The 1,921-nt window shown below is 35.8% G+C and carries 2 protein-coding genes; one reads left to right on the top strand and one right to left on the bottom strand.

Features of this window, described 5'->3' with window-relative positions; translation table 11 throughout:
• Positions 1-304: 304 nt before the first annotated feature.
• Positions 305-607 (bottom strand): SdpI family protein, encoded by a 303-nt coding sequence (locus A3SG_RS0118255; protein ID WP_016991429.1) that lies wholly within the window; start codon positions 605-607, stop codon positions 305-307.
• Between the two features lie 138 nt (positions 608-745).
• Here A3SG_RS0118255 and A3SG_RS0118250 point away from each other — a divergent pair.
• Positions 746-1,921 (top strand): IS1182 family transposase (locus tag A3SG_RS0118250; protein ID WP_232226436.1); only part of this gene is annotated, 1,176 nt, incomplete at its 3' end.

Here is a 1,921-nt window from a genome sequence, read left to right as displayed (position 1 = left end):
TTTCTGTTGGTTCCTATTATGAATTTACTCATGTAATCTCTTTTTAGAATAGTATAATTTGCTTTAAATCACACTTAAAGGTACAAAAAGACAGGCACACGATCAAATACTTTGAATGAAAAATCATTCAAAAAGTAAATTAAAAGGAGGGAGGGTTTTTAGACAGTTTGACGTTCCGCCGCTACAAGAAGTGGCGAACTTCGGAACTGCGTACTTTCGGCTAAGATAATATTTCTTGCGAAACGCAAACGTGAATTTACTACAAAATTCGCCATTTCTTGTAACGGCTGTTAGCAGAAGTGGCTTAATCTATTTTCTTCAATCTTTTTTCAATATCAACATACATAAGAATGAACCCAATCACAAGTGTTGTTAAAATCCAAATTTCGCCGTCATACTTTCTATAATTAAAAATTAGAGATATTACCAAAGCCAGTGTGTAGATTATAATCATATAATTTGCAGCATATCTATTCGCAATCTTCCAATGTTCGACGCTTTTTTTTGCACTTCCTAATTGATAACCAAGTAAATAATTCGGCTTTTTTGGTGTAAATAATTTGAGAATAATTGCGAAAATCAATAATATTGAGATTACTAATGTCATATTTTTTTATTTTAATTGTTTGTTCAACGTAATTTTTGTGGCCATTTCTGCTAACGTCAGTCTGTGAAAAAACCTACGCTTAACTTTATCAAATATAAACAAATAATCTACTTATTAGACAGAAAAGTTGTATATTTAATGATGCAACACATCACAGGAATTCCGCGCAATCAGTTGGTTTTTATAAGTTTAGAAGATACTATTTTACCAGAAAACCCCGTCCGTTTTATTGATGCTTTTGTCGAAGCGTTATCATTACACACTTTAGGTTTTTCTGTTCAAACGTTAAAGACGGAAGGTCGCCCGAGCTTTGATACTAAAGTCTTTCTAAAGATCTATTTATACGGTTATCTCAATGGATTAAGAAGCTCCAGAAAGCTAGAAAAGGAGTGTACTCGCAATATCGAATTGCAATGGCTTTTATGCGGAATTGTACCCAACTACCATAGTATATCTGATTTTAGAAAACAGAATCCAGCGGGCTTAAAAAACCTATTCAAACTCTTTGTTTCTTTTCTTAAAGATGCCGACATGATTGGGGGTGAAACTATCGCTATTGATGGTACTAAAATCAGAGCGCACAACAGCAAGAAAGCTAATTTCAATCAAAAAAAGATTGATAGACATTTAGCTTATATCGAAGAGCGAACCCAAGAATATTTGACACAATTAGAGCAAAACGATTTAGAAGATAGTAGTATCACAGTAACTAAAATCCAAGAGAAAATAGAACGCTTAAAAAAGAATAAACTACACTATGAAATTCTGGCAGCAAAACTCAAAGCCAGTGAACAGCCGCAAATAAGCACTACTGATCAAGACGCACGCGCCCTTTTGGTTCAAGGAGTAGTAGTTGAGATAAGCTACAATATGCAAGCAGCAGTGGATAATAAGCACAATTTAGTGGTAGCTACTCATACGATAAATCGCAACGATCTTAACGCCTTAAGTGCTATTGCGCTCGAGGCAAAAGAAAATTTGGGTGTAGATACTTTCACCGCTTTGGTAGATAAAGGCTACCATAATGGAAGGGAAATTGCCCAATGCATAAAGCATAACATCATCACCATTGTGGCCCATCCTACGCCAGGCAAAAGCAAAGAAAGCGTCACGCAGCTGGATTATTTGGTAGCCAAGTTCACCTACAATAAAGCCGATGACACTTACACTTGTCCCCAAGGAGCAACTTTAAAAACTACAGGAAGATGGCATAAAAAAAGTGGGAGAACAGAACAAAGCGGTTATCAATTCAAGAAATACCGAACGCCATCTTGCAAGGAATGTCCCGTAAAACACCTGTGCACTAGTAGAACC

It is taken from the genome of Flavobacterium sp. ACAM 123, from assembly GCF_000264055.1.
Taxonomy (GTDB): domain Bacteria; phylum Bacteroidota; class Bacteroidia; order Flavobacteriales; family Flavobacteriaceae; genus Flavobacterium.
This window is presented reverse-complemented; position numbering and strand designations above follow the sequence as displayed.